The organism is Streptomyces sp. SAI-135 (assembly GCF_029893805.1).
In the GTDB taxonomy this organism is placed as follows: Bacteria; Actinomycetota; Actinomycetes; order Streptomycetales; family Streptomycetaceae; genus Streptomyces.
Map to the genome: position 1 here is coordinate 4,599,607 of NZ_JARXYP010000002.1, position 24,156 is coordinate 4,623,762.

Below are 24,156 nucleotides of genomic sequence, written 5' to 3' on the forward strand. Positions count from 1 at the left end.
GATCAGGCACCAAGCGGGGTGATCGCGACCGCGCGGAAGGAGATCCCGTGTCGCTTCTGGCCGTTGAACTCGTTCTCCCAGTCACGCGCCTTCAGGCCTGTCACGACCACCGGGGTGCCCGGCGTCAGGCCCTTGGGGTAACCGGTCTCCGGCACGGTCACCTGGTAGAGGTTGCCCTCCCCCTCGTCCGAGACCAGCAGGCCCACCGTCGACAGGTCCGCACCCGTCTCCCGGTCCACGGCCCGCTCACCGGTCTTCTTGTTGACCATCTTCGGCTCCGGCGCGGTCGCAACGAAGACGACAGCGGACGAAGTGTCGATCTTGAAGGACGGCATTGCATCTCCTCTATAAGAGCTGATCTCCTGCACTCATGTACAGGAGTTACGAGTAGAAGAGTGCCTAGCTCATGTACAGGAGTCAAGCGTTCTGCGGCACCAAGCCGCGAAGTGGCTTGAAAGAGACGGGGCTGTCAGTCCCGCGCGGGGAAGCGGTAATCCAAAACGAACTGGTCAGCAGCCATGATGGTGTCGCACACCTCGACTACTCGCCCGTCGTCCGAAAAGGCACTGCGGACCAAGTGGACAACAGGTGCGCCGGGGCTCAGGGCCAGGGCAGTTGCTTCAGCCTTGGTGGCCAGTCGTGCTTTCACGGTCTCGACGAACTCCGCCAGCATGTGGCCATGCTCTTCAAGGCGGGCGTAGATTCCACCGCCGCCGGGGTTCTCGGCGAACATCTCGGGGATGTCCTTCACCACATCCCAGGGCAGGTAGGACGTTGCCTCTTCAGTGGGGATGCCGTCGCGGAAGTACCTGCGCTTGCGAGCAAGGACCTTGGTTCCTGTCGTGACGTTCAGTCGCTCCGCAATCTCGACCGGCGCGTCGACAGGGCCGACGTAGAGCACATTCACGGAGGGGGTGCCGCCAGACTGCTCGGCTTCGGCGAGGTAGGCAGCCTTACCGGCTTTACGGTGTGCCCGACGAAAGCGATCGGATGACTTCCGCTGGACAGGGGGCCGCGAGCGGACGAAGGAACCGCGCCCGTGGTGGGTCTCGATCAACTGCGCGGCCCGCAGCTCGGCCACCGCCTTGCGTACCGTTCCCGAGGCGACGCTGTATCGAGCCATCAGATCGGCCTCGCTGGGTACCGGAGCCCCAGGCTCCAATGCCCCCGACCTGATCTGCGCTGCGAGATCATCCGCGATCTGGAGGTACTTTGCCTTGGCCGAAGATGTCACGTCGTCTGTCGCCATAGTCCTACAGTCTCCCCTATTCTCCTGTACATGAGTAACAGCCACCCGCAGAGCCCGTCAACGCCGCTCCACTCGGTATCGGTGGCGGGAGTCGTTGTGCGTGAGGACGGGCGCGTGTTGGTGATTCGCCGTGCCGACAACGGCACGTGGGAGCCGCCCGGCGGGGTGCTTGAGCGTACGGAAGCCATCGAAGATGGGGTCCGCCGCGAGGTATACGAGGAGACCGGGATCAAGGTGCGCGTCGAGCGCTTGACCGGCGTCTACAAGAACATGACGGTTGGCGTTGTCGCCCTGGTGTTCAGGTGTCAGCCCGAAGGCGGTCACGAACAGCTCTCGGCCGAGTCGACCGCTGTTGCATGGCTCACCCCGGACGAGGCAGTAGCGGCGATGGGCGAGGTCTACGCGGTGCGCATCGCGGACGCTTTGCGCGACGAAGCGCCGCACATCCGGACGCATGACGGCCGCAAGCTGACGCCACCGGTCGGCAACTGATCTTCGCCCGGGAACCCGGACCTGTTACAGATTTCTCTACCTCATCGAGGTCTACGCGGTGCGCATCGCGGACGCTTTGCGCGACGAAGCGCCGCACATCCGGACGCATGACGGCCGCAAGCTGACGCCACCGGTCGGCAACTGATCTTCGCCCGGGAACCCGGACCTGTTACAGATTTCTCTACCTCATCAAGGGCCCGCGCAAAGCGCGGGCTGGCCCCTTGGGCCTGGCCCTCTGCGCCTTCGGCGCCGGGCCTGGCCCCTGGGGCCGCAAGCATGTTACGGCCCGGACGGTAGAACCCTAGACGGGCAGGCCACGGTCAGAACGATGCCTCCGGCGGGGGATCGGCCGGCACCGGGATGGAGGGGGCGCCGCACGCGACTGCGGGTCCGAAGTGGCATGCGCGGGGAGCTCCCATCCCGTCCGCCGTCGACCCAGGCAGAGCCGAGCAGACGCGGCCCATGGCGTCCAGGTCGTTCGTACAGTGGCGCGCTCCACCTGGACGCCATGAACCACGCCCGCTCCACGGTGTGTGGGTCGACGGCGGACGGGATGGGAGCGGGGGTGAGTGGTTGGTTGATGAAAAACCAGGTCTGGGTGGGCTAAGCCCAAGAGAAGGTAGCCCACCCAGAACAAATCAGTGGCGGTGATTCCACCAGTAGAGCCCAAGCACTCCGATGCCGCTCAGACTCGCCTTGATTGAGATCCGGATGAACTCGTCACTGGCAGAGTGCAAGAGACGCCGCACCTGGAGTCGAGCCGGATGTTCCGCAAACCGAGAGCGTACGCGAGCACGCTCCCTAGCTGGGTAGGCGATCTCAGCACGGCGTTTCGCAAGCTGAGAGCGTACGCGAGCACGCTTCCGAGCTGGGTAGGCGATCCCTGAGACAGGGCGATGTCCGAGTCGACGCCTACACTTCCTGGTGCTGGGAATGTCGACCTCCTTTGGTTGGCGTTTCCGACTGAGATGGCGGCCTCCTGCTTGAGACCAGGGGGCCGCCGCCATTTCTGACGGTGGCCCGTGGCCGCGCACGAACAGTCTGACGCACCGCACTGACAGTAGGAGCCTCTCGGGGTTTCAAGCCGCCCAAGAGCGCACAGGCCTGACACACTCCGCCTGCAACAGGCGGTTTGCCGGTCCCTCGCCAGCTGGACGCCCAACCGGGCTCGAACTGCCCCATCAGCTAGACCTCTTCGCAGTCCAGAAGCGCGGGGGCATCTGCTCTTCGACCAGCGACCAATTCGGGAGTTGCTACCTCTTGGCGCTGTCGAACCAGCAGCTCGTTGCAGACGTTTCACGTGAAACGCGGGCACGCCGACCTGCGCGAGCTGCCCACCGACCGGAACTTGCAGTCTGTACGTAGAACTTGGCTTTCCCCGTGTACACCACGACCTTCGGCCATGCCGTGTTCTAGGTGTACGCCTCGATCTCAGAGGACACACCCTCACGCCGCACGTGTAACGCCCTTTGAAGGTGTGGAAGAACTCCTCCTGCGTCGACTCCTTGTGCACGAGGAACTGGATGTCGTCGACGAGCAGGACGTCCATCTCGCGGTAGCGCTTGCGGAAGCTGTCGCCCTTGCCGTCGCGGATGGAGTTGATGACCTCGTTGGTGAACTCCTCCGAGCCCTAGTCGTGCCGCGCCCCGGACGCCCTGACCACACCCGCTCTATCGAGTGGGGGTCGGCGGCAAACGGGATGGAACCTGAGGAGGGGCCGGGGATGACGCGCCGCCGACTTGCAGCGGCCGTTCAGACTCCGCCGACCTTGTCAGTGCCATCCGCTAGAGTTCGAAGTTTGGCTGCCCGTCAACATCGAGCACTAGATGTAGTGGTCGATACTCGCCAGTAGCACAACCTGTGGGGGTCATGCTTGCTGTCGGGGCGTCAGAAGTGCTGTACTTGTCCTGACCGAAAACAAGCAGGCCCCACCCGGGGCTCGACTTGAGGTCGAGTCATCGGCATGGGGCCTTTTGCGTTGGCGCGCCTTGGGACCCTACAACGGCTGACATGGTTGTCCAAGTCTTCGCGGCAGATGATTCGACCTCGGAAACGAGGTATTCATGCCCGCGAGATCTATGCTCATCGGCTACGACCTGAACCGCCCTGGCCAGAACTACGACTCGCTCTTCGAAGCGATCAAGGAACTGGGCACGTGGTGGCACCACCTCGACTCCACCTGGATCGTCAAAACGACGAAGACCACGGTGCAGGTGTGTGACGCCCTGAAGCGCCACATCGACTCCAACGACGAACTCCTCGTCGTCGCGCTGACCGGTGAGGGAGCCTGGATCGGGTTCAACGACCGGGGCAGCAAGTGGCTCAAGGACAACCTCTGACCGTGCCCCTGCCGTGCCCGATCACCCGGGAACCGACGGGGAATCGCGGTGAATAGCGGACAGTCTGCATGAGAACGGCCCCTGACCGATTCACCTGGTCAGGGGCCGTTCACCTGCGGTGGGTGTGGGATTTGAACCCACGGTGACTCGCGCCACGACGGTTTTCAAGACCGTTCCCTTAGGCCGCTCGGGCAACCCACCCCGCGCCCTCGGTGACCGTGGCGCGGGGACCAGAGTAACGGGTCAGGGCGCGGGCGTGGCGGTCAGCTGTCGCCGGTGCGGGAGCCGAGGGTGAGATCGACCGTGCGGGTCTTGCCGTCGCGCTCGTAGGTGATCGTGACCTTGTCGCCGGGCTTGTGGGTCCAGATCTCGCCGATCAGGGTGGGCCCGGAGTCGATGACGTGGTCGTCCAGCTTGGTGATGACGTCGCCGGGCTTGAGGCCGGCCTTGGCGGCGGGGCCGCCCGCCTCGACCGGGTCGGAGCCGCCGGCGCCCTCCGTGGTGATCTTCGCGCCGCCCGTGGAGTCCTCCAGGGAGACGGACGCGCCGATCTTGGCGTAGACCGGCTTGCCGGTCTGGATGAGCTGCTGGGCGACGTACTTGGCCTGGTTGATCGGGATGGCGAAGCCGAGGCCGATCGAGCCGGACTGGCTGGTGCCGCCGAGGCCGCCGCCGCTGGTGGACTGGATCGCGGAGTTGATGCCGATCACATTGCCCTGCGCGTCGAGGAGGGGGCCGCCCGAGTTGCCCGGGTTGATCGACGCGTCCGTCTGCAGCGCGCTCATGTAGGAGGCGTTGCTGCCGCTGCCGTCGCTGGAGGCCACCGGACGGTTCTTCGCGCTGATGATGCCGGTCGTGACGGTGTTCGACAGCCCGAAGGGGGCGCCGATCGCGATCGTGGAGTCGCCGACCGCCACCTGGTCGGAGTTGCCGAGGGTGAGCGGGTTGAGGTCGCTCGGCGCGTTCTTGAGCTTGATGACCGCCACGTCGTAGCCCTGCGCGTGGCCGACCACCTCGGCGTCGTACTTCTTGCCGTTCGGGAAGGTGGCGGTCAGCTTGCCGCCGTCGACCGCGTCGGCGACCACGTGGTTGTTGGTGACGATGTGGCCCTGGGTGTCGAAGACGAACCCGGTGCCGGTGCCGCCCTCGCCGTTGGTGGACTCGGCCTCGATGGTGACCGTGCTGGGCAGGGCCCGCTGCGCCACGCCCGCGACGGTGCCGGCGTCACGCTTGACGCTGCCGCCGCTGTCGGACGCGGAGAGGGTGGTGGAGGAGCCGTTGTCGTTGTTCTTGGCCAGGGTGTAACCGAGACCGCCGCCGAGACCGCCGGCGACGAGCGCGGCCACCAGGACCGCTGCGACGAGACCACCGCGGCCCGTCTTCGGCTTCGGCGCGGGCTGCTGGTACCCCGCGCCCCACACGCCCGTCGGACCGGCGCCACCGGCACCCGCGCCGCCGGCACCCGCGTCACCCGCACCGCCGTCGGCGTACGACGGGGTGCCCGGAGCCTGCGGCGGCGGCCAGGAGCCCTGGGGGCCGCCCGCGCCACCGTGCTGCTGCCCCGGTGCCGAGGCGTACGCCGGAGCCGGTCCCGCGTGCACGAGTTCCGGGCCCTGGGCGCCGCCGGAGGGATGCGGCGGGATCGGCGTGGTGGGGGCGCCCGCGTCGGGGGCCTGGGGCGCCGAAGCCGCGGGAGCGTCCACCGGCACGGGGGGTGCAGACGGGGCCGGGGGTACCTCGGTGCCCTCGTTCTCGGTGCTCACAGCTTCTCTCCTCGGTCCACGGCTGTCGGTTGTCGGTCGCACTCGGTCACGCTCGGCCGTGCCGCTCTCGTGTCCGGCGTGCGTCAGCTGTGCATGTCCTTTTGTATGCCGTCAGCTTTTCCCACGGGCCGTCAGGGCACCATAAGCGGTGCCTGTGGGTCTGCGGCTGCTCTTTATATAGGCCATGCAAGACAAATGAGGCGCAATACTTATGCCTCCGTTCGCACGCGTACCCCCGAGCGGTGGCACCATGACGCGGTGACCCACGCACGGCAGCAGCTGACTCAAGTCGTCGCCCACCGCGGAGCCTCGGAAGACGCTCCCGAGCACACTCTCGCCGCGTACCGCAAAGCGATCGAGGACGGGGCGGACGCCCTCGAATGCGATGTGCGCCTCACGGCCGACGGTCATCTGGTGTGCGTCCACGACCGACGGGTCAACCGTACGTCCAACGGCCGCGGAGCGGTCTCGGCCCTGGAGCTCGCCGACCTCGCCGCCCTGGACTTCGGCTCGCGCAGGACGCGGGAGTTCTGGCGCACCCGCGACGAGGAGCCGGACTGGGTGTTCCGGCCCGAGGACCGGGAGGAAACCTCCGTGCTCACCCTGGAGCGGCTGCTCGAACTCGTCGCCGACGCGGGGCGGCGGGTGGAGATGGCCATCGAGACCAAGCACCCCACGCGCTGGGCGGGCCAGGTCGAGGAGCGGCTGCTGCTGCTCCTGAAGCGGTTCGGTCTGGACAGCCCCGCCTCGCCCGCCGAGTCGCCGATCAGGGTCATGAGCTTCTCGGCCCGGTCGCTGCATCGCGTGCGTGCCGCCTCGCCGACCCTGCCGACGGTCTATCTGCTGCAGTTCGTCTCGCCCCGGCTGCGGGACGGCCGGCTGCCGGCGGGGGTGCACATCGCGGGCCCCTCGATCCGGATCGTGCGCAACCACCCCGGGTACATCGAGCGCCTGAAGCGGGCGGGCCACCAGGTGCACGTGTGGACCGTCAACGAACCCGAGGACGTGGACCTCTGCGTCGAGCTGGGCGTCGACGCCATCATCACCAACCGGCCGCGCGCGGTGCTCGACCGACTGGGCCGCTGACGTCCCCTCCGTCACAGGGTGTGCCCCGGCGCGTTCGGTGCGTGTTCGACCGCGGTGAATGCGTCGGCGGAACGGGATTGGCCGGTTTCCGGTACAGGCCAATGGGGCATCCACACCGTGGCGTGGGGCGAAGGAGGTCTCGGGGGTGGCGTTGGTGGTGGCACAGGAGGTGCCCACGTCGTCGAGCATGGCCGTACCCCATGGCCCTGCGGGCGTGGGGGAAGCGAGACACCGTATGCGCGTGCAGCTGCGCAGGGGTGGCGTGGCGGAATCGGTCATCGACGACGCCGTACTGATTCTTTCCGAACTCTTGAGCAACGCGTGCAAACACGGCCGGCCGCTGGGCGACGCCCTGGCCGGGGACGGTGACGTCCGTGCCGCCTGGCGGGTGGACGCGGGCGGCAGGCTCACGGTCGAGGTGACGGACGGCGGCGGGCCCACCCGCCCGGCTCCGGCCACGCCCTCGGTCACCGCGCACGGCGGCCGCGGGCTCAACATCATCACCGCGCTGGCCGACGACTGGGGTGTCAGGGACGACGCCCGGGGCGAGGTCACGGTCTGGGTGATCGTCCACGCGGACGTTCACGATCCGGACGCAGGCCGCCGCCGCGACGACTTCGCCACGCGGGTGGTCGCCCCGTCGGTCGCGATACCCGACCTGGACTTCTCGGACGCGTTCGACGACCTCGCCTGAGGAGACCCGGACGGGCCGTCCGGGACGGACACCCCGGTGGTTGCCCGAGGGACACCCCGGTGGTTGCCAGAGGGACGCCCCACTGGTTACCCGAAGGACACCCCGGTGGTTGTCCACAGGCTTCCGTCGGTCAAGTCGCAAGCGGCTAGGCTCGCGCCCGTACGAGACGAGCCGTAACCGGGAGACAGCCACGATGGCCAAGAAGCGACCCCAGACGAAGGCCAAGCGCCCGCAGAGCACGGACGGCGCCCGCGCCGTGGGCGCCGATGGTGAGATTCCGGTGGTCGGCGCCCGCGAACCCTGCCCGTGCGGCAGCGGCCGCCGCTACAAGGCCTGCCACGGCCGGGCCGCCGCGCAGGCCGCCACCGAGCTGGTGCACCGCCCGTTCGAGGGCCTGCCGGGCGAGGGCGACTGGGTGGCCCTGCGCGAGCTGGTCCCCGCCGCCACCGTCGAACTGACCCTCAAGAGCGGCCTCCCCGAGGGCGTCCCGTCGGTCACGCTGGCCACGGTCCTGCCGATGGCCTGGCCCGCCCTGCGCCGCGACGACGGCTCGGTCCTGCTCGGACTGCAGAACGACACGGCGTCCGGTGACATCAGCCGCGATCTCGCCGACACCCTCCAGCGCGCGCTCACGGCGGCTCCGGGCACCCCGGTCGAGGGCCGGCGCGCTCCCGCCGACGGTCCGCGACTGCAGGACCTGCTCGACCCCGATGGCGCCTTCGAGCCAGTTGTGCACGAGGGCTTCGAGTTCTGGGTCCCCGACGCGGAGAACGCCACGCCGGAGGTGACCGCCTCCCTGGAGCGGGCCAACGCCGCGGCCATCCCGACCGTCCGGCTGACCGGTGTCGACGCCGCCTACTGGTGCGAGACCCCGGACAAGAACCATCTGCGCTGGGTGATGCCGCACCCCGAGGAGCAACTTCTGGACGCGCTCGCGCGACTGCACGCGGCCGGGAAGTCGAGCCTCGGCGAGGGCACCAGGCTCGTCGGTTCCTTCCGCGCCCACGGCCTCACCGTCCCGGTCTGGGACCTGCCGAGCGGGGTCACCGCGGAGGACGTCGAGAAGCCGGCCGCCGAGTTCGGCGAGCGTCTCGCAGGCGCTCTGGCCACGGACGCACCGCTGACCGCCGACGAGCGCCGCGCCCGTGGCGGCCTCACCAACCGACAGGTCACGCTGAGTTGACACAACCAGTGCGGCTGACCGGCCGGTCAGTCGCACCGTACCTTCACCGGGCGGCCCCGTCCGTCCACAACTCCCCTCCCAAGAAGGCGAATCGGTGTCCGAATAAGCCAGTGAGGGGCGCGGTCGAATTTGCGAACGGCCGATCTCTTGTTACCGTTCCAATAGCCCGGTTGCTGGTGCATCCCCCGTCGCCAGCAACCGGGTCTTTCCGTGTCCGGGCAGCTTTACGGAACGCCGTCGCGCGTCAACTGCCCGTGTTCTCCGCGGAGTTGCTCCCGACCCGCAGCAGCAGTGGTCCACTGCCCCGTCGGGCGAACTCCGTGATCGCCGTGTAGTCGGCCGGTGCCCCCTGCGTGCGCTCCCGGGGCGTCTCACAGCTGTCCGGCTCATCCCCCGCACCGACCGCGCAGTGCAGCCGCACCGTGCGTCCGCCGGGTTCCATGAAGCTGAGCGCGGCGTCCAGCGCCGTGCCGGTCGCGTTGCGGTAGTAGGTCCGCGCCCAGGTCTCCTCGCCCTGCGTGAGCACACAGGTCTGCGCCTCGACGCCGTCGGGGGAGGTCAGTTCCGGACCGCAGCGCGCGGCGGTGGCGAGGCCCACGCCGAGCAGCAGCGGGGAGCGGCGGGGGCCGGCGAGGGGCGCCTTGTGGTCATCGGCGTGGGCGCCGGCGTAGCCGTCGGGGTGGTCACCGGCCGCGGGCGGCGCCGTGGAAGCCCCTGCGGCATCCGGCGCCGCGGGACGCACGAGATCGCGTACGACCGTACGGCCTCCGTCGCCCACCTGTCCCGCGGAGGCCATGGCCAGGGGCAGCGCGACGGCGCACACCACGCCACCGGACAGGGCGAGCAGACGAACCCATCGGGGGCCGGGGGGTCGTCCCCCGGAATGACGCAGCATGAGGCGGACGATAACGACCGGGCGCGGGCACCCGGTTCCGTCCGCGCCCGACACCCTTACAACTCGGGTGCGCTCACACCCGTACGAGTGAGGGCCTCGACCACGGCGTCCACCACGGCCTCGACATCGGGGACCCACGGGGAGGCCGAGCCGGGAAGCGGGGCCCGCTCCCAGGTGATCTCGCCGTGGCCGGTCTCGGACGGGGGCAGGGCGAGGTAGCCGCCCTCGCCGTGGAAGCGGAGGGAGCCGGGGACGTGGTCCTGGGCGTAGAGCAGTTCGCCCAGCTGTTCCATCGAGTACGGCTTGACGAGGATCGCCCAGCGGGTCGGCGAGGCGACCACCGGGCCCAGGCGCATGCCCTGGCGGTCGAGTGCGGCCAGGGCGCGGGCGGCCGGGAGGGCCGGCAGGCTGACCGCGCAGGGCGCACTGCCGCCGGTGGCCAGGATGATCGGTGCGGCCGGTCGGTTGGTCCACCACCAGCGCACCATGCGCTCGTCCGTGGTGGCCGCGAGCAGGCCCGGGTCGAAGGGGTGGGCGCCGGGGACCGTGCACTCCGGGTCGGGGCATCCGCAGCGGGCCCGGCCCTCCGGGTCCGGTGCCACACCGGGGAGTACGGGCCACTGCCATTCCTTCGCGAAGGTCAGGGCCGCGCTGAACAATTCAGGCCTTCCGTCGCTGCGCTGGGACAGGAGCCTGCGTCGCCTTCCGAGGATCTCGCGCATGAGCGCTCGTTCCTTTCCGTTGCACCGCTGGCAACACCGTGGACCACATCACACCATGTGTCGATCACTTCACTGTGCGTACCTGTTGGCGCATCACACCCTTGCCCGAGACAAGGGGAACCCCATACTGCGTCTATCAAAAGCGCGGGCGTGGCGGGGGGTGGCGAAGTCTGGCGTTTTGCCGTCCCGCGTATTTCTCTCCGCCTCCGCCACGGGAGGATGGGGCTCGATCGTCGGTGGCTAAGACGCCCGGGTCGGTCACCAGGTTCCGGGTGACTGTCCACCACCCCTGGTCCTTACCGAGTACGTACCCATCACGACCGTTGTGACGCTCTGTGGAGCAAGGCCAGTCGACCTCAATACACCGTAACCCGAGGCAGTTTTAAGCCAAGTTTGACCATCATCCCACTCTCCACCACCTCCCCACGGACACCAGGAATCCCGGCAGGACAATGCTGGACATCCCCTTACGAGTGCGTGTACATGTGGAGACACTGCTAGCGGCGCAGAATGACATGGGGGTTTGCGATGCTTTTGAGCAATACGCACCGGTCGGAAAGCCGGACGCCATGAACGCCCCTCACCCTTCGAAAGTGGCCGGAATCGATTCAACGGTTCCCGCACCCGCACACACTGTCGCGCCCGCGCCCGCCGCCCCGGGCACCCCCGCGGTCCCCGCGCCCAACGCCCCCGGCGCCCTGCTCCAGGACCGTCTCGCCGGCTGGGTCTCCGACCTGACGACCCTGCACGAACTCACCGAACGCCTGGCCCGCACGGACGCGTTGTCCGAGGCCCTGCAGGAACTCCTGCGTGCCGGTGCCGCCCTCGTGGGAGCCCGGCGCGGACTCGTCGTCCTCGAACCCGACGACGGCCTCGGCCCCGACACCACCATCGGCCTCGGCCTCGCCCGCGCCGACCTCGGGCACATCGAGACCGTGCCGCGCAGCGCGATGTCGTACGGCCGCATTCTCGACGGACTGCCGGGCGGCGACGGCGAGATCGCCGAGCCCGACCTGCTCGCCGAGGACGGTCTCGACCCCCGTCACCGCGAGGTCGCCGCCCGCCTCGGCTACGCGGCCTGCTACGCGCTCCCGCTGGCCACCGACGACGCCGGCCGCCTCGGTGCCGCCGTGTGGCTCTACGACGAGCCCGCCGAACCCTCCGAGCGCCGACGCCACCTCGTCGGCCTGTACGTGCGCTACGCCACCGAGCACCTGGCCCGGCTCGTCGAGGTCGAGCGCACGCGCGCGTGCATGGCGACGATGGCCGAGGAGCTGCTGCCGTCCCGGCTCCCCCGCGTCGCCGGCGTGCGGCTCGCCGTCCGGCACCGCACCGGCCCGCGCGGCGGCGGCGACTGGTACGACGCGCTGCCCCTGCCGGACGCGGCGCTGGGCCTCGCGGTCGGTTCGGTCACCGGCTCCGGCGCGAGCGCGATCGCCGCGATGGGCCGCCTCAGAGCCTCCCTTCGGGCGTACGCCGTGATGGAGGGCGAGGACCCGGTCGCGGTCCTGTCCGACCTGGAACTGCTGCTCCGGCTGACCGAGCCGGCCCGCTCGGCCACCGCCCTGTTCGCCTACTGCGAGCCCGCGCTGCGCAAGATCACGCTGGCCGGGGCCGGTCACTGCCCGCCGCTGCTGATCGGCGAGCGGCGCACCGAGTTCGTGGAGACGTCCGTGTCCGCGCCGCTCGGCATGCTCGCCTGCTGGGAGGCGCCGAGCGTGGAGCTGAGCGCCGAGCCCGGAGAGACGGTTCTGCTGTACACCGACGGGCTGCTGCACCGCACCGGCGACCCCACCGACCGCGCCTTCGCCCGCCTGCACGCGGCCGCGGCCGGGGTGCCGAAGGCGCTGCGCCGCGACCCCGAGGCCGTCGCCGACCACGTGCTGCGCACGGTGCTGCCGGACGGGCTGGACGCGGCGGACTCGGAGGAGGACGTCGTGTTGCTCGCCGCGCACTTCGAGTAGCAGGTGGTAACAGTCACAAGGCCTCTGGGCCCCCTTCCGTACGACCGTACGATGGAGGGGGTCCAGTGCCGTTTCGTAGGAGGATGACCGTGGCCGAAGAGCTCACCCCGGCGACCCCGGAAGATGAGTCCGAAGAGCCGATCAAGAAGCGGAAGAACGGCCTGTACCCGGGCGTCTCCGACGAGCTGGCCGAGAGCATGAAGTCCGGCTGGGCCGACACCGAGCTCCACGACCTGGAGCCGATCGCGCAGGCCGCCGAGACCGCGGCCCGCCGTGCGGCGCTCTCCGCGCGCTTCCCCGGCGAGCGGCTGGTGATCCCCGCGGGCAACCTCAAGACCCGTTCCAACGACACGGAGTACCCCTTCCGGGCGTCCGTGGAGTACGCGTACCTCACCGGCAACCAGACCGAGGACGGCGTGCTCGTCCTGGAGCCCGTCTCCGGCGGTCACACCGCCACGCTGTACCTGCTGCCGCGCTCCGACCGCGAGAACGGCGAGTTCTGGCTCTCCGGGCAGGGCGAGCTGTGGGTCGGGCGGCGCCACTCGCTGACCGAGTCCGAGAAGCTGTACGGCCTCCCCGTCTCCGACGTGCGCGAGCTCGCCGACGCGCTGCGCGAGGCCACCGGCCCGGTGCGGGTCGTGCGCGGCTACGACGCCGGCATCGAGGCCGCGCTGACCGACAAGGTCACCGCCGAGCGGGACGAGGAGCTGCGGGTCTTCCTGTCCGAGGCGCGGCTCGTCAAGGACGAGTTCGAGATCGGGGAGCTCCAGAAGGCCGTCGACTCCACGGTCCGCGGCTTCGAGGACGTGGTGAAGGTCCTCGACAAGGCCGAGGCCACCTCCGAGCGGTACATCGAGGGCACGTTCTTCCTCCGCGCGCGCGTCGAGGGCAACGACGTCGGCTACGGCACGATCGCCGCCGCGGGACCGCACGCCTGCACGCTGCACTGGGTGCGGAACGACGGGGCGGTCCGCTCGGGTGAGCTGCTGCTCCTGGACGCCGGTGTCGAGACGCACACCTACTACACCGCCGACGTGACACGGACGCTGCCGATCAACGGCCGGTTCAGCGAGATCCAGAAGAGGATCTACGACGCCGTCTACGACGCCCAGGAGGCCGGGATCGCGGCCGTGAAGCCGGGCGCCAAGTACCGGGACTTCCATGACGCCGCCCAGCGGGTGCTGGCCGAGCGGATCGTGGAGTGGGGCCTCGTGGAGGGGCCCGTGGAGCGGGTGCTGGAGCTGGGGCTCCAGCGGCGGTGGACGCTGCACGGGACCGGGCACATGCTCGGCATGGACGTGCACGACTGCGCTGCCGCGCGGGTGGAGTCGTACGTCGACGGGGTCCTCGAGGCGGGGATGGTGCTGACCGTCGAGCCCGGGCTGTACTTCCAGGCCGACGACCTGACCGTGCCCGAGGAGTACCGGGGGATCGGGGTGCGGATCGAGGACGACATCCTGGTGACGGCCGAGGGGAACCGGAACCTGTCGTCCGGGCTGCCTCGGCGGTCCGACGAGGTCGAGGCGTGGATGGCCGGCCTCAAGGGTTGAGACACCTGTGCGGGTGCGTGGGGGCTGGTCGCGCAGTTCCCCGCGCCCCTGGGTGGGTGCAGTGGACCTGCATCTAGACATCAGCCCTGGTGACGGGCTTCGTGCCGGGCTTGAGCGGGCCCTTCGTGATGCCGTTCGTGAGGGGCGGCTCGCTCCTGGGGCCCGGTTGCCCGCCACCCGACGGCTCGCTGAGGAACTGGGTGTCTCTCGCGGGACCGTGAAAGCGGCCTACGACCAGTTGATCGCCGAGGGTTTTCTCACCGCCCGGCAGGGGGCCGGCACCGAGGTCGCGTCTCTGCCGCCTCTCGACACCGCACCCGTGACGTCCGCTGCACGCGTGCGGGTGCCCGTGCACGATCTGCGGCCCGGCACGCCTGACGTCGGCGCCTTTCCCGCCGACGCCTGGGTCAAGGCCGTGCGGCGGGCCGTGGCGACCGCGCCGGTCTCCGCGTACGACTACGGCGATCCCCTGGGCCGGATCGAGCTGCGGGCCGCCCTCTCCGAGTATCTCGGACGGGCCCGTGGGGTGGTCGCGCCTCCGGAGCGGATCGTCGTCACCTCCGGGGCCGTGCAGGGGCTCGCGCTGCTCACCCGGGCGCTGGAGGGCGGGACCGTCGCCATGGAGGACCCGGGGCTGCCCTTCCACCGCGAGGTCGTACGGCGGGCCGGCGGACGGGTGGTGCCGGTCCGGGTCGACGGACTGGGGGTCGAGGTCGACGACCTGCGGGATCCCGCGGCCGTCGTCGTCACTCCCGCCCACCAGTACCCGACCGGCGTCACACTGCACCCCTCCCGGCGGCGGGCGCTGGCCGACTGGGCACGCACGCGTGGAGCGCTGATCGTCGAGGACGACTACGACGGCGAGTTCCGGTACGACCGGCAGCCCGTCGGAGCGCTCCAGGGGATGGCGCCCGGGCAGGTCGTCTATCTGGGGACGGCGTCCAAGACGCTCGGACCCGCGCTGCGGCTCGGCTGGATGGTGCTGCCGCCGCAGCTCGTCGCACCCGTCGCCGACGCCAAGCTGCACAGTGACCACAGCACCGAGACCATCGGGCAGTTGGCGCTCGCCGAGCTGATCCGCGGCCACGCCTACGACCGCCACGTGCGCGCGTGCCGGCTCAGGTACCGGCGGCGCCGGGACCGGCTCGTGGAGCGGCTGGGGGCACGTTGGCGGCTCCAGGGCGTCGCGGCCGGGCTGCACGCGCTGGTCGAGGTGGAGGACGAAACGGCGGTGCTGGCCCGGGCCGCGGCCGAGGGGCTCGCGGTGGGGTCGCTGCGGGAGCACTGGCACGCGGCGGGGTCCCGCGAGGGGCTCGTCGTGGGGTACGGGACGCCTCGGGAGGGTGCGTATCCCGGGGCTCTGGAGGCTCTGGTCCGGGTGCTGGAATTGGGCCAGTCCCAGAGCCCTCCATTGGGTCTGCCGAGCGGTCCACCGCGCTCCTAGTGTCGTTCTCATGACGAACTCACTCGTCCCGCCCGCGGGGCCGCAACGCGTTCTGGCGCTCGCCCAGTTGAGCAACAGCGTCGGTGACGGCGCCTATTACGTGACGTCGGCGCTGTACTTCACGCACGTCGTCGGGCTCGACCCCGCGCGCGTGGGTCTCGGCCTGACCGCGGGGTGGGCGGTCGGGTCGGTGGTGGGCGTGCCCCTCGGCCGGCTCGCGGACCGGCGCGGGGCGCGCGGTACGGCGGTGCTGCTGGCGCTGGCGACAGGGCTGGCGGTGGCGTCCTTCCTTGTCGTGCGGGACTTCGTGCCGTTCGTCCTGGCGGCCTGCGCCTACGCCTCCGCGCAGTCGGGGCTCGCGGCGGCCCGGCAGGCGCTGCTCGCGGGGCTGGTGTCCGCCGGGGAGCGGACCGGGCTGCTGGCCCGCCTCCAGGCCACGCTCAACGCCGGGCTGGCCGTCGGGGCGGGGCTCGGCGGGCTGGCGCTGCACGCCGGGACGCGGGCGGCGTACCTCGGGGTGTTCGCGGTGGACGCGGTGAGCTTCCTGGTCTGTGCGGGGCTGCTGCTGCGGCTGCCGTCGGTGCCGCCTCGCGGGCCCGTGTCGAGGCGGCGGGGCTCCGGGGTGCTGCGCGACCGGCCGTACGCCGTGATCACCGTGCTGAACACCGTCCTGCTGCTGCGGATGCCCCTGCTGAGCCTGGGCATCCCGCTGTGGATCGCCGAGCGGACCGCCGCTCCGACCTGGCTGGTCTCCGCGCTGTTCGTGCTCAACACCGGGGCGGTGATGGTGTTCCAGGTGCGGATGGCCCGCGGGGTGACCGGGCTCGCGTCCGCCACCCGCGCGGTGCGGCGCTCGGGGTGGGTCATGCTGGCCGCCTGCGCGGTGTTCGCGCTCTCGGCGGGGGCCTCGCCGTGGGTGGCCGTGGGGGCGCTCGTCGTGGGGGCGGTGTTGCAGGTGGTGGCCGAGATGGGACAGTCCGCCGGGTCCTGGCAGCTCTCCTTCGACCTGGCTCCGGCCGAGCGGGTCGGCGAATACCAGGGCTTCTTCGGGACCGGGGTGACGGTGGCCCGGACACTGGGGCCGCTGGTCCTGACGACGCTGCTGGTGGAGTGGGGTACGCCGGGGTGGCTGCTGCTCGGCGGGGCGACGCTGGCGGCGTCGTACGCGATGGGGCCGGCGACCAGGCGGGCGGCCCGCCGCGGAACCGAGAAGGACGCCTCGGAGGACGGTTCCCCGGAGCGCGGCGCTGCGGTGCCCGTGCTCGTGGACTAGCCGGTGTCAGGCCCCCCTCGGGGCGGCCGTCACCGGAAGGGCGTCCACGAACAGCGCCCCCGCCAGCAGCCCCGCGCTGCCGCGGGGGCTCCACGCGCGCGCGTGGAGGTCGGTGTCGAGGGCGAGCAGGGCCGCGCGGCCCGCTTCCGTCGTCGTACCGCCCAGGTCCAGGACCTCGCGGGCGCCCGCCTGGACGTGGCGGAGGCCCAAGGGGCCCGCCGTGTGGAGGAGTTCGGTGTCCTGGAGGGTGGACATCACGGTGAGCAGGGCGTCCAGGCGGGCCTCGGCCTCGTCGGCGCCCGCCCGGCGGGACCGGGCCAGCGCGTCCCACGCCCGCCGTACGTGCGGGAATCCGGCGCGTGCCTCGCCCCTCGCGCCCGCCGCGCCGTACTTCGCGGACACCGAGGAACCCCGGGAGGGCCGGCGCGGGGCCCGCCTGTCGCTGTGCGCGGCGATCTTCTTGGCGGTGGCGGTCACGTCCTCGCACCGCGCCGCCGGGTCCAGGGCGGCCGCGGCGACGAGCAGGCCGAGGGTCCACAGGGCCCCGCGGTGGCCGCCGCCCGCAAGGCCCACCGAGTGCTCGGTGCACCGGCCGATCGCGCCCAGCTCCGCACGCAGCTGGGGACTGGGCTCGCCGGTGCGACGGGCTGCCGCGGCCATCGCCGCGAGGCCGGGCGCGAGCGCCTTGGCAGCCCAGCGCAGGGAGCAGTGGTCCTTGAGCGTGGCACAGGCCCCGAGGTCGCGCGGGTCGGGCAGGCCCGGCTTGGGAGCCAGGGCCAGCTGACCGGTCAGCGCGTCCACGGCGGCCAGAGCCAGCGCCTCGTCCTCGCGGCTGCTCATGGCCGTACCCTACGAGGACGCGGAGGCCGAGGGACCGGCACTTCCGGACGGAGCGCCGCTCGGGGGCTCACCCGTCGGGGCGCCGCTCGGGGGCGTGCCGCCCCCGCCGCTGCCGGCGCCCGTGTTCTCGGCGTCCGGGTCGACGGCGAGGGTCAGGAAGCCCTTGTAGCCCTTGGACGGGTCGGCCTTGTGCACGGCCTGGAGGGTGAGCAGGCCGCTGGAGGCGCCGCCGCCGTCGTAGACCATGTCGTCGTCGAGGACGGTGTAGCTGCCGGAGTGCCGGGAGTAGGGCTCCAGAGCGAAGATCTGCTCGGCGATCGTGTCGTCGAAGAACAGCTGGCCGGTGTGGTTGACCGTGCCGCCCTCGTAGGTGCCGTCCGCCTTCTCGCCCCCGGTGTGCACCTTCACGTGGATGTGGCAGGTGCGCGGGGTGTACCAGCCCGGGAAGATCGTCTCGAACTTCACGACCCCGTTGGCGTTCGCGATCTGGTAGCCGCGCAGATAGGTGCTGTCGTTCGCGGTCGAGCCGTCCTCGCTCTCCGCGGGAGCGGAGCCGCCGGGGTTCGCGGTGGTGTAGCCGGAGTAGTAGCCCCAGGCGTCGCAGTGCCAGATCTCCACGGCCGCGCCCTTGACCGGGGTGCAGCCGTCGGTGGCGTCCACGACGGTCAGGCGCAGGGTGAGCGGGACGCCGCTCTTGCCCTCGGTGATGTCCTTTCTGACCAGGGCTCCGTCGAGGTAGTACGGGCCTTCCGTCACGCTGGACATGAGCGTCATGCACGCGCCGGTGCCGGCTGCCGAGGCGGAGACCGTCGCCTCGGCAGGGTCGGCGGTGTCGGTGGTCCCGGCGAAGGCCGACTGGTAACCCGCGACCGCGAGGCCGCCCGCCGCGACCGTCCCGCCGGTCACCGCGAGGGCGCGGCGCCGGGTGATGCTGGAGTTCCTGTGGTTTCCCGTCATGGCGAGGAACGTAGGGACCCTGGCCGTCAGGAGCTTGGGGGGACGCTGTGCGCGACCTGAGGATGCCGGTGGAGCTGGCGCCCGCGGTCTTTTGGTTCACACCGCCATCAGCGGTGCGTCCTCCCGCCACTTGAGGATCTTGTCGAAGCTCACCACGGCACCACGGCCCGGTTTGTTGCCGATCTGGACGTGGTCGGCGAGTTCCCGGATGAGACCGAGCCCACGGCCGCTCTCCGCCTCCACGGGGGTGGGGCGGGGCCGTACGGACGTGAAGCCGGGGCCGGAGTCGGTGACTTCGATCCGGCACTTCTCGCCGTCGAGGTAGGCGGTGACCCGGTAGGCCGCCGTGGAGTCCTGCGGCCCGCTCTCCCCGCCGTGCTCCACCGCGTTGGCGCAGGCCTCGCTCAGGGCGAGGGAGAGGTCGTAGGAGACGTCCGGGTCGACACCCGCGGTCTCCATCGTGCCGAGCAGCAGACGCCGGGCGAGCGGCACGCTCGCAGCCTCGCGCCGCAGATGGAGTGACCACCAGATGCTCATGCTGCTGCCTCCTGGCCGCGGCTCGACATACCGTTACGTATTGCCGCGCGTGCCCGTGCGTAAGCGCATCGTTGACGTGATGCCGCCCATATGGGCGATGCGCCGGGCGCAACGACCGGTGTATGTGGGGCAGCACGCACCAGAAGTGACCTTCCGGTCGTACGCCTCGTACGTCATCTTGTGGACCTGCCGTATGGCGCTCGTCAGCCCAGTGCGATGATGAGCCCGCCATGACTGCCCCCCACACGCGTTCCGGAGGGGATCTCCGGGTTCTGCGGGCCGCGGTGTTCGCCGCGGTCTGCGTCGTGCTGGCCGCGGCCGGTCACTCGATCGCCTCCTGCGCCACGGTTCCGCTGTGGACGCTCGGCGCGGGATTCGCCGGGACCGTTCTCGTCGTGGCACCCCTGGCCGGGCGCGCGCGCTCACTGGCGGGCATCGCGACACTGCTCGCCGTCGGACAGACCGTGCTGCACGCGCTGTTCGGGCTCGGACAGCACGGCACGACCACGATGGCGTCGATGCCCTCGGCTCAGCCGGCCTCCGACACCGCGCTGGTCCAGCAGGCCGCGCGGCTGCTGTGCGGGACCACCGCCGCGGCGATCAGCCCGGCACAGGCGCAGAAGATCCTCACCGACGCCCGGATGTACCCGGGCACTCCGGATGCCGCGCACCACGCGACGCAGGCCATGTCCGGGTCCTCCGTGCTGCCGTCCCTGCCGATGGTCCTCGGGCACGTCCTCGCGGCCGTCGCCGCCGGGTGGCTGCTGCGGCGCGGGGACCTGGCGCTGCTGCGGCTCGCCGAACTCTCCACGTCCTCGGCGCATTCGGTCGCCGAGGGGGCGCTCGTACGGTCCCTGCGCGGGGCGCTCGCGCTGGTGCGTGCCCTGTGTGCGGGACTGCCGGGGGCCCCTGAGGCCGGACCGCGCGCCCCGCTGGCGGCGTCACTCGCCCCGCGCCCACCGCGGACGGCGGCACTCCAGCACTCGGTGATCAGGCGCGGGCCGCCGGCCGTGGCCGGACTCGTTCTCGCCGCCTGACACGACGCGACCACCGCTCCACTTCCCGACGGAACCGGAAGGGGGCCGCCGTCGTGCGGCACGCGCGTGTGCTCACGCGCATCCCTCTTCACAGGAATCCCTTTTCGAAGCGGAGTGCTCTTTACATGAAGGCTTCTCGTCTCGCCGTCACCGGCGCAGTCGCCGCCACCGCCGTCGTCGTCCTCTCCTCGCCCGCGTTCGCGCACGTCAGCGTGCAGGCCGAGGGCACCGCCGCCAAGGGCGGCTACGCGGTCGTGGACTTCAAGGTCCCCAACGAGCGCGACAACGCCTCCACCACCAAGCTCGAGGTCAACTTCCCGGCCGACCACCCGCTGGCCTCGGTCATGCCGGAGCCGATGCCGGGCTGGAAGATCGAGGTCACCAAGTCCAAGCTCGCCAAGCCCCTCGAACTGCACGGCGAGCAGATCACCGAGGCCGTCTCCAAGGTCACCTGGACCGCCACCGGCAAGGACGGCGGCATCCAGCCGGGCTACTTCGAGAAGTTCCCGGTCTCCATCGGCGCCCTGCCCGAGGACGCCGACGAACTCGTCTTCAAGGCGATCCAGACGTACTCCAACAAGGAGGTCGTGCGCTGGATCGAGGTCCAGGAGGACGGCGCCGAGGAGCCCGAGACCCCGGCTCCCGTGCTCGCCCTGTCCGCGGCCGCCGAGGACGGACACCACGGTTCGACGTCCGCCGAGGACGCGGACGACAAGACCGAGAACGCCGCCGCGACCACCGAGGCCGCCGACGGCGACAGCAGCGACACCACCGCCCGTGTCCTCGGCGTGGTCGGCATCGTCGTCGGCGCCCTGGGCGTGGCCTACGGCGTCCTCGCCGGCCGCCGGCGCAGCGACGCCTGACCTTTTCGCGGGGTGTGTGCCGGGGTCGTACGGCCCCGGCACCCACCGAAATTCTTACATCTGGGACATTTTGATATGCGCAAGAAGATGTTCGCCGCGGCCGCGCTGGTCGCCGCCGCCACCTTGACCCTCACCGCCTGCGGCAGCGGTGACGACAGCGGCAGTTCGCCCGTCTCCGTGGTCTCGGAGGAGGCCGGCTCGGACAAGGCGGCCACCGTCCTCGACCAGCCGTTCGAGAAGCCTGACCTGGTCCTCAATGACACCAAGGGCGAGAAGTACGACCTCCGCAAGGAGACGAACGGCAGGCCGACGCTGATCTACTTCGGCTACACGCACTGCCCCGACATCTGCCCGCTGACGATGAACAACATCGCCGTCGCGAAGAAGCAGCTCCCCAAGTCCGAGCAGGACAAGCTGACCGTCGTGTTCGTCACCACCGACCCGGCCCGCGACACCGCCGCCGAGCTCGGCAAGTGGCTCAAGGGCATCGACACCGGGTTCGTGGGCCTGACCGGCGACTTCGCCACCATCCAGGCGAGCGCCCGCACCCTGGGCATCTCCATCGAGCCGACCCACAAGGACAAGAAGACCGGCAAGACCGTCTCGGTGCACGGCACCCAGGTCGTCGCCTTCTCCCCGAAGACCGACAAGGGGTACGTCCTCTACGGCGAGGACGCCACCGTCGACGACTACACCAAGGACCTGCCCAAGCTCATCAAGGGGCAGAACCCGTGAAACGGCCGTCCACCGGGCTCGCCCTCCTGACCGGGGCAACCCTGCTGCTGACCGGCTGTTCGGATTCCGGCGGCTCCTCGGGGGATTCCGACGGCTCCTCGGGAGGCCTCACCGTCTCCGGCGCCTACATCCCGCAGCCCGTCTCCGCCGACATGGCCGCCGGGTTCCTGACCATCTCCAACTCCGGCTCGTCGCAGGACGAGCTGACCTCCGTCACCAGCGACGACGGCGAGGTCACGATGCACGAGACCACCGGCGGCGCGATGGAACAGGTCTCCCGCCTGCCCGTCCCGGCCCACGGTCAACTCGTGTTCAAAAGCGGCGCCAACCACCTGATGTTCGACAAGCTGAAGCAGACGCCGAAGCAGGGCCAAACGGTCACCGTCGAACTGCACTTCGCCAAGGCCGACCCCGTCGTCGTGAAGATGCCGGTGAAGTCGGCGACGTACGTCCCGAAGACCGGACACTGAGGGAGGGATCATCTTGACGCAGACCATCGCCCCCCGCGTCCGGACCCTGGTGCTGCTGCTCCTGGCCGCGTGCGGCCTGCTGCTGACCACGGCCGGGCCGGCCTCCGCGCACGCCGCGCTCACCGGCAGCGACCCCCAGCAGGGGGTGGTGGTCGACAAGGCGCCCGACCAGGTCTCGCTGACCTTCTCCGAGAAGGTCGCCCTGTCGAGCGACTCCCTGCGGGTCCTGGACCCCAAGGGCAAGGCGGTCCAGCAGGACAAGCCGTTCGAGGTCAGCGGCACGACGTACGCCGTGAAACTGCACAGCGGACTGCCCGACGGCACCTACACCGTCACCTACCAGGTCGTCTCCGCCGACAGCCATCCCGTCGCCGGTGCCTTCACCTTCTCCATCGGGGCTCCGTCGGCCACCTCCGTCTCCGTCTCCGGGGACACGGCGGGCGGCGGTGTCGTCGGTTGGCTGTACGGCTTCGGCCGCTACATGTCGTACGCCGGTTTCATCGTCCTGGTCGGCGGCGGCGCCTTCGTACTCGGCTGCTGGCAGCGCGGCGCCGGAGTGCGGCCCGTGCAGCGGCTCGTCGTCGGCGGCTGGCTCACCCTCACCTCGGCCACCCTGCTGCTGCTCCTGCTGCGCGGCTCCTACACGGGCTCCGGGAAGGTCGGGGACGTCTTCGACCTGGATCTGCTCGGCAATGTGCTCCAGACCAAGGCGGGCGCGGCGCTCGTCTCCCGGCTGCTGCTGCTCGCGGCGGCGGCCCTGTTCATCTCCGTGCTGTTCGGGGCCTACGACAAGCGTGAGGACGAGGAGAAGCGCGACCTCACCTTCGGGCTCGCGATCGGCGGGACCGTCGTCGCCGCCGGACTCGCGGCGAGCTGGGCGATGGCCGAGCACGCCTCGGTCGGCCTCCAGGCGGGTGTCGCGATGCCCGTCGACGTCGTCCACCTGCTGGCCGTCGCCGCCTGGCTCGGCGGGCTGACCGCGCTGCTCGTCGCGCTGTACCGCTCGGACGCGCCGATCGAGTCGGCCGCCGTACGGCGGTTCTCCCAAGCCGCCTTCGGCAGCGTGATCGCGCTGGTCGCGACCGGCGTCTACCAGTCCTGGCGGCAGCTCGGCTCCTGGTCGGCGTTCACCGAGACCCGGTACGGGCAGCTGCTGCTGGTCAAGATCGGGCTGGTGGCGCTGATGGTCGGCGTCGCGTACCTCTCGCGGGGGTGGACCGCGCGGCTCGCGGACACGGTGGTGCAGCGGGGCGGCAAGCGGGTGCAGCAGAAGGAGCGGGTGGCCGCGAGTGCGGCGGGTGCGGGCACTGGCTCCCGGTCTGACAGCGGCTCCGGCGCGGGCTCCGGCTCCCACTCTGGCACTGGCTCCGGCTCCGGCTCCGGCAAGTCCAAGAAGGCCGGCGCAAAGGAGGGGGGCGACGCAGACGCCGGCCCCAAGGAGACCGGTCCCAAGAACGCCCATGACCCCAAGCGGGCCGCTCAGCTCGCCCGGCAGCAGGCCGCGATGGACACCGCGCGGCAGAAGCGCACCCGGGACGCCGATCCCGACCGGTTCGGGCTGCGCCGCTCGGTGCTGGCCGAGGCCGGGGTCGCCGTCGTCCTGCTGGCGGTCACGACCGTGCTGACGCAGACCGAGCCCGGCCGGACGGAACAGGACGCCAAGGCGGCCGGCGCCGCCTCGTCCTCGGCCTCCTCCGACGCGTCCGGCTCCTCCGGGGCGCTGACCCTGGACATGTCCTTCGACACCGGCGGCACGGACGGCAAGGGCGTCGTGACGGTCGACTTCGACCCCGCGCGCGTGGGCGGCAACGAGATGCACGTCTACGTCCAGCGGACCAACGGCCGGGCCTTCGACATCCCCGAGGTGAAGGTCGCCCTCACCCTGGAGGCCAAGAAGATCGGGCCGCTGGCCGTCACCCCCGACCGCATCGCCACGGGCCACTGGTCGGCGAGCAACGTGCAGATCCCCATGGCGGGCGACTGGAAGGTCGCCGTGACCGTGCGGACCTCCGACATCGACCAGACGACCGTCTCCAAGAACGCGCAGATCGGCTGAACCGCAC

General features: G+C 70.8%; 22 protein-coding genes, 1 tRNA gene and 1 pseudogene. 14 read left to right on the forward strand and 10 right to left on the reverse strand.

All coding sequences use genetic code 11. The annotated features are described in order from the left end of the window. Window positions 1-2: 2 nt before the first annotated feature. The gene (locus M2163_RS25280; RefSeq protein WP_280895110.1) at window positions 3-335 is read right to left on the reverse strand and encodes a hypothetical protein; all 333 of its coding nucleotides are present in this window, start codon (window positions 333-335) and stop codon (window positions 3-5) included. A gap of 134 nt (window positions 336-469) precedes the next feature. Then, the gene (locus M2163_RS25285; RefSeq protein WP_280895111.1) at window positions 470-1,249 is read right to left on the reverse strand and encodes a GntR family transcriptional regulator; all 780 of its coding nucleotides are present in this window, start codon (window positions 1,247-1,249) and stop codon (window positions 470-472) included. Between the two features lie 18 nt (window positions 1,250-1,267). Between M2163_RS25285 and M2163_RS25290 the strand changes: the two genes are divergently transcribed. Further along, a complete protein-coding gene (locus M2163_RS25290) occupies window positions 1,268-1,741 on the forward strand; it encodes an NUDIX domain-containing protein (RefSeq protein ID WP_280897311.1) in 474 nt (157 codons plus the stop codon). Between the two features lie 685 nt (window positions 1,742-2,426). On the opposite strand, the pseudogene M2163_RS25295 reads toward M2163_RS25290, so the two are convergent. Continuing rightward, window positions 2,427-3,368, reverse strand: a pseudogene (locus tag M2163_RS25295) (DnaA/Hda family protein); the annotation flags it as partial. Window positions 3,369-3,804: 436 nt separating this feature from the next. On the opposite strand from M2163_RS25295, the gene M2163_RS25300 reads away from it, so the two are divergent. Next, window positions 3,805-4,080, forward strand: a complete 276-nt coding sequence (locus tag M2163_RS25300) for a hypothetical protein (protein WP_280895112.1) — start codon at window positions 3,805-3,807, stop codon at window positions 4,078-4,080. Between the two features lie 116 nt (window positions 4,081-4,196). On the opposite strand, the gene M2163_RS25305 is transcribed toward M2163_RS25300, so the two are convergent. Together M2163_RS25305 and M2163_RS25310 are read right to left on the reverse strand one after the other, a co-directional pair. After that, window positions 4,197-4,281: transfer RNA gene (locus tag M2163_RS25305), tRNA-Ser, on the reverse strand. 62 nt (window positions 4,282-4,343) lie between these two features. After that, entirely contained in the window at window positions 4,344-5,843 is a 1,500-nt protein-coding gene (locus M2163_RS25310) for a trypsin-like peptidase domain-containing protein (protein WP_280850578.1), read from the reverse strand. A 258-nt stretch (window positions 5,844-6,101) separates the two neighbouring features. Here M2163_RS25310 and M2163_RS25315 point away from each other — a divergent pair, with 258 nt between their 5' ends. The 3 genes from M2163_RS25315 (at window position 6,102) to M2163_RS25325 (ending at window position 8,806) form a co-directional block, all read left to right on the forward strand. After that, window positions 6,102-6,929: a glycerophosphodiester phosphodiesterase gene (locus tag M2163_RS25315; RefSeq protein WP_280850577.1), complete on the forward strand. Its 828-nt coding sequence runs from the start codon at window positions 6,102-6,104 to the stop codon at window positions 6,927-6,929. A 58-nt stretch (window positions 6,930-6,987) separates the two neighbouring features. Next, a complete protein-coding gene (locus M2163_RS25320) occupies window positions 6,988-7,623 on the forward strand; it encodes an ATP-binding protein (protein WP_280850576.1) in 636 nt (211 codons plus the stop codon). 193 nt (window positions 7,624-7,816) lie between these two features. Beyond that, window positions 7,817-8,806 (forward strand): DUF5926 family protein, encoded by a 990-nt coding sequence (locus M2163_RS25325; RefSeq protein WP_280850575.1) that lies wholly within the window; start codon window positions 7,817-7,819, stop codon window positions 8,804-8,806. A gap of 244 nt (window positions 8,807-9,050) precedes the next feature. Here M2163_RS25325 and M2163_RS25330 read toward each other — a convergent pair whose 3' ends face one another. Together M2163_RS25330 and M2163_RS25335 are read right to left on the reverse strand one after the other, a co-directional pair. After that, window positions 9,051-9,701 carry a hypothetical protein gene (locus M2163_RS25330; RefSeq protein ID WP_280895113.1) on the reverse strand — a complete coding sequence of 217 codons (651 nt, stop codon included), beginning with the start codon at window positions 9,699-9,701 and terminating at the stop codon, window positions 9,051-9,053. A 56-nt stretch (window positions 9,702-9,757) separates the two neighbouring features. Further along, on the reverse strand, window positions 9,758-10,423 hold the full coding sequence (locus M2163_RS25335) for a bifunctional DNA primase/polymerase (RefSeq protein WP_280850573.1): 666 nt from the start codon (window positions 10,421-10,423) through the stop codon (window positions 9,758-9,760). A gap of 452 nt (window positions 10,424-10,875) precedes the next feature. On the opposite strand from M2163_RS25335, the gene M2163_RS25340 reads away from it, so the two are divergent. The 4 genes from M2163_RS25340 (at window position 10,876) to M2163_RS25355 (ending at window position 16,654) form a co-directional block, all read left to right on the forward strand. Next, window positions 10,876-12,387 (forward strand): PP2C family protein-serine/threonine phosphatase, encoded by a 1,512-nt coding sequence (locus tag M2163_RS25340; protein WP_280895114.1) that lies wholly within the window; start codon window positions 10,876-10,878, stop codon window positions 12,385-12,387. A gap of 83 nt (window positions 12,388-12,470) precedes the next feature. Next, entirely contained in the window at window positions 12,471-13,937 is a 1,467-nt protein-coding gene (locus M2163_RS25345) for an aminopeptidase P family protein (RefSeq protein ID WP_280895115.1), read from the forward strand. A 61-nt stretch (window positions 13,938-13,998) separates the two neighbouring features. Further along, window positions 13,999-15,381, forward strand: coding sequence for a PLP-dependent aminotransferase family protein (locus M2163_RS25350; RefSeq protein WP_280895116.1), 1,383 nt, complete (start codon window positions 13,999-14,001; stop codon window positions 15,379-15,381). Between the two features lie 10 nt (window positions 15,382-15,391). After that, window positions 15,392-16,654 (forward strand): MFS transporter, encoded by a 1,263-nt coding sequence (locus tag M2163_RS25355; RefSeq protein ID WP_280895117.1) that lies wholly within the window; start codon window positions 15,392-15,394, stop codon window positions 16,652-16,654. 6 nt (window positions 16,655-16,660) lie between these two features. Here M2163_RS25355 and M2163_RS25360 read toward each other — a convergent pair whose 3' ends face one another. The 3 genes from M2163_RS25360 to M2163_RS25370 all read right to left on the reverse strand — a co-directional run bounded on the left by M2163_RS25360 (window position 16,661) and on the right by M2163_RS25370 (window position 18,988). After that, window positions 16,661-17,494, reverse strand: a complete 834-nt coding sequence (locus tag M2163_RS25360; RefSeq protein WP_280895118.1) for a triphosphoribosyl-dephospho-CoA synthase — start codon at window positions 17,492-17,494, stop codon at window positions 16,661-16,663. A 9-nt stretch (window positions 17,495-17,503) separates the two neighbouring features. Next, window positions 17,504-18,451 carry an intradiol ring-cleavage dioxygenase gene (locus tag M2163_RS25365; RefSeq protein ID WP_280895119.1) on the reverse strand — a complete coding sequence of 316 codons (948 nt, stop codon included), beginning with the start codon at window positions 18,449-18,451 and terminating at the stop codon, window positions 17,504-17,506. A 96-nt stretch (window positions 18,452-18,547) separates the two neighbouring features. After that, window positions 18,548-18,988, reverse strand: coding sequence for an ATP-binding protein (locus tag M2163_RS25370; protein WP_280850566.1), 441 nt, complete (start codon window positions 18,986-18,988; stop codon window positions 18,548-18,550). Between the two features lie 230 nt (window positions 18,989-19,218). Here M2163_RS25370 and M2163_RS25375 point away from each other — a divergent pair, with 230 nt between their 5' ends. From M2163_RS25375 to M2163_RS25395, 5 genes are all read left to right on the forward strand, one after another. Next, a complete protein-coding gene (locus M2163_RS25375; RefSeq protein ID WP_280895120.1) occupies window positions 19,219-20,025 on the forward strand; it encodes a hypothetical protein in 807 nt (268 codons plus the stop codon). A gap of 125 nt (window positions 20,026-20,150) precedes the next feature. Next, window positions 20,151-20,888, forward strand: a complete 738-nt coding sequence (locus tag M2163_RS25380) for a YcnI family protein (protein ID WP_280895121.1) — start codon at window positions 20,151-20,153, stop codon at window positions 20,886-20,888. A gap of 75 nt (window positions 20,889-20,963) precedes the next feature. Beyond that, window positions 20,964-21,623 carry an SCO family protein gene (locus M2163_RS25385; protein WP_280895122.1) on the forward strand — a complete coding sequence of 220 codons (660 nt, stop codon included), beginning with the start codon at window positions 20,964-20,966 and terminating at the stop codon, window positions 21,621-21,623. Further along, window positions 21,620-22,093: a copper chaperone PCu(A)C gene (locus M2163_RS25390; protein ID WP_280895123.1), complete on the forward strand. Its 474-nt coding sequence runs from the start codon at window positions 21,620-21,622 to the stop codon at window positions 22,091-22,093. Before M2163_RS25385 ends, M2163_RS25390 begins: the two co-directional genes overlap by 4 nt. Before the next feature lie 13 nt (window positions 22,094-22,106). Further along, entirely contained in the window at window positions 22,107-24,149 is a 2,043-nt protein-coding gene (locus M2163_RS25395) for a copper resistance protein CopC (RefSeq protein WP_280895124.1), read from the forward strand. Window positions 24,150-24,156 lie beyond the last annotated feature (7 nt).

Bases quoted from the DNA above. Each gene is read 5' to 3' on its own strand.
- M2163_RS25280 (WP_280895110.1), bottom strand. From the start codon at position 335: ATGCCGTCCTTCAAGATCGACACTTCGTCCGCTGTCGTCTTCGTTGCG.
- M2163_RS25285 (WP_280895111.1), bottom strand. From the start codon at position 1,249: ATGGCGACAGACGACGTGACATCTTCGGCCAAGGCAAAGTACCTCCAG.
- M2163_RS25300 (WP_280895112.1), top strand. From the start codon at position 3,805: ATGCCCGCGAGATCTATGCTCATCGGCTACGACCTGAACCGCCCTGGC.
- M2163_RS25320 (WP_280850576.1), top strand. From the start codon at position 6,988: ATGCGTCGGCGGAACGGGATTGGCCGGTTTCCGGTACAGGCCAATGGG.
- M2163_RS25325 (WP_280850575.1), top strand. From the start codon at position 7,817: ATGGCCAAGAAGCGACCCCAGACGAAGGCCAAGCGCCCGCAGAGCACG.
- M2163_RS25330 (WP_280895113.1), bottom strand. From the start codon at position 9,701: ATGCTGCGTCATTCCGGGGGACGACCCCCCGGCCCCCGATGGGTTCGT.
- M2163_RS25335 (WP_280850573.1), bottom strand. From the start codon at position 10,423: ATGCGCGAGATCCTCGGAAGGCGACGCAGGCTCCTGTCCCAGCGCAGC.
- M2163_RS25340 (WP_280895114.1), top strand. From the start codon at position 10,876: ATGCTGGACATCCCCTTACGAGTGCGTGTACATGTGGAGACACTGCTA.
- M2163_RS25345 (WP_280895115.1), top strand. From the start codon at position 12,471: ATGACCGTGGCCGAAGAGCTCACCCCGGCGACCCCGGAAGATGAGTCC.
- M2163_RS25355 (WP_280895117.1), top strand. From the start codon at position 15,392: ATGACGAACTCACTCGTCCCGCCCGCGGGGCCGCAACGCGTTCTGGCG.
- M2163_RS25360 (WP_280895118.1), bottom strand. From the start codon at position 17,494: ATGAGCAGCCGCGAGGACGAGGCGCTGGCTCTGGCCGCCGTGGACGCG.
- M2163_RS25365 (WP_280895119.1), bottom strand. From the start codon at position 18,451: ATGACGGGAAACCACAGGAACTCCAGCATCACCCGGCGCCGCGCCCTC.
- M2163_RS25370 (WP_280850566.1), bottom strand. From the start codon at position 18,988: ATGAGCATCTGGTGGTCACTCCATCTGCGGCGCGAGGCTGCGAGCGTG.
- M2163_RS25375 (WP_280895120.1), top strand. From the start codon at position 19,219: ATGACTGCCCCCCACACGCGTTCCGGAGGGGATCTCCGGGTTCTGCGG.
- M2163_RS25380 (WP_280895121.1), top strand. From the start codon at position 20,151: ATGAAGGCTTCTCGTCTCGCCGTCACCGGCGCAGTCGCCGCCACCGCC.
- M2163_RS25385 (WP_280895122.1), top strand. From the start codon at position 20,964: ATGCGCAAGAAGATGTTCGCCGCGGCCGCGCTGGTCGCCGCCGCCACC.